This is a genomic window from Mycobacterium sp. (assembly GCF_051006775.1).
Classification (GTDB): Bacteria; Actinomycetota; Actinomycetes; order Mycobacteriales; family Mycobacteriaceae; genus Mycobacterium.
Genome location: NZ_JBPCSX010000108.1, coordinates 1 through 5,482, shown reverse-complemented (window position 1 = coordinate 5,482; position 5,482 = coordinate 1). Strand labels below are relative to the sequence as shown.

Annotated in this window: 8 protein-coding genes; 5 read left to right on the top strand and 3 right to left on the bottom strand. The window is 63.7% G+C overall.

The genetic code is table 11. The annotated features are described in order from the left end of the window. Nucleotides 1-234: hypothetical protein (locus ACR2JI_RS08145; RefSeq protein WP_526389574.1), on the bottom strand; the 234-nt coding region annotated here is incomplete at its 3' end. Nucleotides 235-303: 69 nt separating this feature from the next. Continuing rightward, nucleotides 304-1,457, bottom strand: a protein-coding gene (locus ACR2JI_RS08140; protein ID WP_526389573.1) for an IS3 family transposase whose coding sequence is annotated in 2 segments (ribosomal slippage) — nucleotides 304-1,205 and nucleotides 1,205-1,457 — 1,155 coding nt in all. Because the reading frame shifts where the segments join, the coding sequence is not laid out codon by codon here. A gap of 523 nt (nucleotides 1,458-1,980) precedes the next feature. Between ACR2JI_RS08140 and ACR2JI_RS08135 the strand changes: the two genes are divergently transcribed. After that, a complete protein-coding gene (locus ACR2JI_RS08135; protein WP_526389575.1) occupies nucleotides 1,981-2,121 on the top strand; it encodes an NAD(P)-binding protein in 141 nt (46 codons plus the stop codon). Nucleotides 2,122-2,145: 24 nt separating this feature from the next. On the opposite strand, the gene ACR2JI_RS08130 is transcribed toward ACR2JI_RS08135, so the two are convergent. Beyond that, the gene (locus ACR2JI_RS08130) at nucleotides 2,146-2,751 is read right to left on the bottom strand and encodes a TetR/AcrR family transcriptional regulator (protein WP_526389572.1); all 606 of its coding nucleotides are present in this window, start codon (nucleotides 2,749-2,751) and stop codon (nucleotides 2,146-2,148) included. 101 nt (nucleotides 2,752-2,852) lie between these two features. Between ACR2JI_RS08130 and ACR2JI_RS08125 the strand changes: the two genes are divergently transcribed. The 4 genes from ACR2JI_RS08125 to ACR2JI_RS08110 form a co-directional block, all read left to right on the top strand. Next, nucleotides 2,853-3,701 (top strand): LLM class F420-dependent oxidoreductase, encoded by an 849-nt coding sequence (locus tag ACR2JI_RS08125; RefSeq protein WP_526389571.1) that lies wholly within the window; start codon nucleotides 2,853-2,855, stop codon nucleotides 3,699-3,701. 12 nt (nucleotides 3,702-3,713) lie between these two features. Continuing rightward, nucleotides 3,714-4,583 (top strand): fumarylacetoacetate hydrolase family protein, encoded by an 870-nt coding sequence (locus ACR2JI_RS08120; protein ID WP_526389570.1) that lies wholly within the window; start codon nucleotides 3,714-3,716, stop codon nucleotides 4,581-4,583. 37 nt (nucleotides 4,584-4,620) lie between these two features. Then, nucleotides 4,621-5,136, top strand: coding sequence for a VOC family protein (locus ACR2JI_RS08115; RefSeq protein ID WP_526389569.1), 516 nt, complete (start codon nucleotides 4,621-4,623; stop codon nucleotides 5,134-5,136). Next, a partial coding sequence (locus ACR2JI_RS08110) for an FAD-dependent oxidoreductase (protein ID WP_526389568.1) occupies nucleotides 5,133-5,482 on the top strand: 350 nt, incomplete at its 3' end. The genes ACR2JI_RS08115 and ACR2JI_RS08110, both read left to right, overlap by 4 nt.

The following is a 5,482-nucleotide window of genomic DNA, read 5'->3' as shown; positions in this document are numbered from 1 at the left end:
GCCGATGACGTTCCCGTTCCAGGGCGCGCCGTGGAGAAACTCGCCCTCCGGCACCGGCCCGAAACCGAGCGCGATGGGGATGTCATAGGCCTTGTCCAGGGTGACGTTGAAGACCGCGTCGGTGGTGCCGCTATCGCCTTCTAGCACCGAGACGTTGCTGACGGTGAGCGTGGGGATGACGGTGGTGTTGGGTAGCAGGGCGCGGCGTGCCAGCAGCAGGCCACCGGCGATCACATCGCGGATTGGGCTGGCGGGCAGGTCGGTGACCTGTTCCCGGTTTCCCGGACGGCTGGTGTTGGGTGTTCACGCCGCCGTGTTGGTGGTGGTGTGAAGTCTTTCGTAGTCGATCGGGCTGCGGTAGTCCAGGGCGCTGTGGCGGCGGACCGGGTTGTAGAAGGCTTCGATGTATTCGAAGATCGCCGTGGCTAACTCCGAACGGGTGGACCACAGTCGGCGGTCGAGCAGTTCGATCTGCATCGAGCCGAAGAACGACTCGATCATCGCGTTATCGAACGCCGAGGCCACCCGCCCCATGGATCCCAGCAGGCCCGCCTCGCGCAGACGGTGGCCGAACAGCCACGAGGTGTACTGGGTTCCGCGGCCCGAATGGACCACCGTGCCAACGGGTTTGCGGCGTAGCCGGGCCATGTCGAGGGCGTCGGCGACCAGCTCGGTCCGCAGATGATCGGCGATGGACCAGCCCACCACGCGGCGGGAGTAGACGTCGAGGACGACCGCGGCGTAGACCCAGCCCTCGTGTGTGCGGTGCTGGGTGATGTCGGTAACCCACAACCGGTCAGGGCCCTCGGCGCGGAATTGGCGGTTGACCAGGTCCGGCCAGGACGCCGTCGCAGGCTTATGGCGGCGCCAGCGGCGGCGGTGAACCCCCTGCAGACCGACCAGTGTCATGCAGCGCCATACCCGCTTGTGCCCGATGCGCAGGCCCTGGCCATGACGCAGCTCGGCGTGGATGCGGCGCACCCCATAGGTCTGCCGCGAGCCGGTATGGATGGCAGCGATGGTGTTGGCCAACTGGGCATCATCACGATCCCGGTTCGAGGCCGGCCGCCCGCGCCACTCGTAGAACCCCGAGGTCGAGACCTTCAGGACCCGGCAGGCCACCGCGACGGGGAACCCGTCGGCGGCAAGCTCCTGGACCAGCCGGAACCCTATTTTGGGAGGACGTTCTCCCGGGCGAAATACGCACTGGCCCGTTTGAGGATCTCCACTTCCATCTCCAGGACCCGTTTCTCCCGACGCAGCCGGACCAGCTCAGCCCGTTCGTCCTTGGTCAGGCCTTCCTTGTGGCCTTCCTCGACATCGGCCAGGTCTATCCAGCGGCGCAGACAGGACTCGCTGATCCCCAGGTCCTTAGCGATCTGGGCAATCGGCTTTTCCCGCAGCCGGGCCAACTCCACCGCACGGCGGCGGAACTCCTCCGGGTGAGCAGCAGGCATTCTTCTCGGACTCCTTCCGTTGAGACGATCATCGCCTCAACCTCGGTGTCCGGGAAAGCGGGAACATGTCATAACTAGCTGGAGTGATGACGGGTGAGCCAAAGGGCAAGGTCGATCGGGTATGGGACGCTTCGGTTCCGTACTCCGCGGCACATCATCAAGCTGATGGTCGGGGTGGCCCGCCCCGCAACCCAGTGACGAGATCGCGGACCCCACCGCGGGGACAGCAGGCTTTTTGGTTGATGCCTCCTAGTTTTTCCGTGAGCAGTTACCAGCGTGTTTGCCGATTCCAATCAGCGAAAGCACCTCCATAACAGGATGTTCCACGGCGCGGATTGTTTGGTGATGCTGTTGACCGCGGCGGCGGCCCTGCTTTGAAACTCAGGCGGCAGTGGGATGTATGCGACCTTGTTGAGGTCAGGTTGGCCAACGGTGACCGCTGATTGCAGGAAGGCCCTTACAGCTTCGCCAGTGCCGGGGTCGGGGTAGCGGGAGCAGACGATCGCGTACTGAGGACGTCGATATCGTCGTCATCGGCGGCGGACAGGCCGGACTGACTGCGGGCTACTACCTGCGCCGGGCCGGGTACCGGTTCGTCATTCTCGATGACCAGCGAACCGCGGGAGGGGACGGAGTCAGCTCGCCAGATCGAGGCCGGTGTTGACGAACATTCTTGCGGCACCGCTCCCTAATTCGTTGGCCGCTTGCCCTTCACCGAAACTCGCCGTTCGGCATGCGGAGCCGCCGACGCCAGCATGTCGACGAGGAATTTGACGATCTCCTCGAATGGCCGGTCCCGCGGGATAGTGCTGCCGAGCAGGCCTTCAAAGACGATGTGTGCGGTGTCGGCGATCAGAGTGACGTCCTGCCCGGGTCCAAGTCTAGGCCGAACCACGGTGAGTAACAGCTCGTCGAGCCAATCATGCAGCGATTCATGTACTTCCGCGACGGCATCGCTGTCGGTTATGCGCTCGTGCGCGTCGACGTGTATGCCGCGGTAACGCTCGGCGGAGGTCAGGAATCCGACCAGTGCGTCCATCGGGGCTACGCCGGCCTCAAGTGCCGCGTCCACCGAGTCCTTCGACTCCTCGACGATACGGCTGACGACGGCTGCAAACAGCGCGTCCTTACTCGGGAAGTACCAGTGGATGGAGCCAGTGTTGACACCGAGGTCGCCGGCGATATCGGCGATGCTGGTCGCCTTGTAGCCGTTCGCCTCGAAACGCCTGCGTGCGGCGGCAACGACGGCCTCCAGTCGCTCTGCCCGCGGGATGCTGCGGCGATTCGGGGGCACGAACCGAGCCTAACCGGCCGACCCGATAAACCCCACGACAGCCTCTTGACTCGCAGCCAAGAATAGTCTTGACTAGCGACCAAGAAATTGGAGGTGCTGCGATGAGGCTGGGTCTGTGCACGTTCCCGACGGCCCACGGGTTGCTGCCTGCCGAATTGGCACCTTTGGCCGAGCAGGCTGGTTTCGAGTCGCTGTGGTTCGCCGAGCACAGCCACATCCCAGTGTCACGACTCTCACCGTGGCCGGGTGGTGACGAGCTGCCCGATTTCTACTACCGGGTTTTCGACCCGGTGCCGGCGATTGCGGCAGCTGCTGCCGTGACGGACCGGCTGCGCCTCGGTTTCGGCATCGCGTTGGTGGCTCAACGCGACCCCATCCAATTCGCCAAGTCCGTAGCGACCCTCGATGTCATATCAGCCGGCCGCGTGGACGTCGGCGTGGGCGGGGGATGGAACGCCGAAGAAATGGCCAACCACGGCACCGATATCGCCCACCGATGGAAGATCATGCGCGAACGAGTCGAAGCGATGAAGGAAATCTGGACACAGGACCAGGCTGAATTCCACGGCGAATTCGTCGACTTCGACCCGATCTTCAGCTGGCCCAAGCCCGTCCAGTCGCCCCACCCGCCTTTGCATTTCGGGGGGCGCATCCCTGGCGGCTTGCGGCGAGCACTACGTCACGGCCAGGGCTGGATACCGCTGCTCGGCCGCGGAGACAGCGACTTCGCCGCGCACATGCAGACGGTGCGCGATGAAGCCGACAAGTTGGGCCGTGATCTGAGCGGATTCGAGGTCACCGTCTACGGTGCCGGGCCCGATCTCGAGGCGCTGGAGAGCTATCGGGCCGCAGGTATCGACCGGGTGCTGCTGTTCGTCCCGCCGATGTCGGCCGAGCAGGCCCGCGGCGCGATCGACGCCTATCAACCCTTGTTGCATGAATTCTCCTAGGAAGGAACCACCGTGCGTCTATACACGACATCCGTCGGCATCGCCCGCGAGGACACCCCCGGCGAGTTGGCCCTCCTCGACCTACCCCACCCCGATATCGGGGCCCTGCTCTCTACCTCCGACATCGGTGCGGCCGAATCGGCGGCGGTCCGAAACAGAATCCCCATCGACGAAGCCGAGATTCTTGCCCCGGTGTTGCGGCCGGGCAAGGCGCCCATCATCGGGCTGAACTACAAGAGCCACGCTGAGGAAGTTCTGGCGGTGATGAAAGCCTTCGGCCGCGAGGTGTCCATGCCCACCGAGCCGAACTTCCATCTGACACCGGGATCGTCGGTCGTCGGGCCCCATGCCGCCATCGTGCTGCCCGAGGTGGCATCCACGATGGTCGACTACGAAGGCGAGATCGCCGCCGTCATCGGCAAGGCGGCAAGATGCGTGACCCCGGCACAGGCATGGTCTCACCTGGCCGGCCTCACCATCGCCAATGACGTCTCTGCGCGCGACATACAAATGCGGGCGATGAGTGGCGACAACGCGATATCGGTTGGGCAGGCCAAGAGCTTTGACACCTTCAAACCGTTGGGACCCTGCATGGTTACCGCCGAAGAATTCAGCGAGCCCCTGGATCTGGGGTTGCGCACCCTGGTCAACGGTGAAGCGCGACAGGATGCGCGGACTACGGAGTTCGTTTACCAGATCTCCGAACTCATCTCCTACGTCTCGCACTACTTCACCCTCGAACCGGGTGACGTGCTCCTCACCGGATCTCCGCAGGGGGTCGGCCAGTTTGCCGGCAAATTCCTCGTCCCCGGAGACGTCATCGAGATCACCGTCGAACGCATCGGCACCCTCACCAACCACGTCTCCGCCAGCACCCGCTGACTCCGGAAACCCACTGATCTGAGAAAGGAACCACGCGATGCCATCACCAGAGAAACTCGCCCATGTCGTTCTCAAAACCGGCCAGCTGCCCGCCATGCTGGACTGGTACTGCGAAGTACTCGACGGCAAGGTCGCCTACAGCAACGGTGTCCTGGCGTTCATGAGCTATGACGACGAGCACCATCGCGTCGCATTCATGGCCACCGGATCGGAGGTCCGGCCGACGGCCGGCCACACCGGACTGCACCACGTCGCCTTCACCTACGCGACCCTCGACGATCTGTTGGCCACCTACGTTCGCCTGCGGGACAGAGGAACTCTGCCGTTCTGGTGTGTCAACCACGGCCCGACGACGTCGTTCTACTTCGAAGATCCCGACGGCAATCACATCGAACTGCAGATCGACAACTTTCCCAACGACGCCGAGCTCCAGCAATGGTTCGACTCAGGCGCCTTCGAGCGCAACCCGATCGGCAACACGTTCGATCCCGAAGAACTACTGGCGCGCTTCGAGGCCGGTGAGGAGCTCAGCGAATTGGTCAAGCAGCAATGAGCACCTCCCACACACCGGTCCTCATCGTCGGAGCAGGACCCGTCGGGCTGGCCGCGGCATTCGTGTTGGGGCGCTTCGGAATCGACTCGGTCATCGCTGAGCAGCACACCACGATCAACCCCCATCCGCGCGCACACGTGGTGAATATTCGGTCGATGGAGCTTTTCCGAAGTTGGGGGATCAATACCGAGGTCGCCGCGGACGCATTACCGCCGGAGTGGCTGACGCGGGTCATCTGGACCACCACGTTGGCCGACGAGGAACTCGGACGTCTCAATCTGCTGGATTTGCCACCCGAACAGCTCAGCATCAAACTGAGCGCCTCACCGGAAATTCCGCAGTCGTG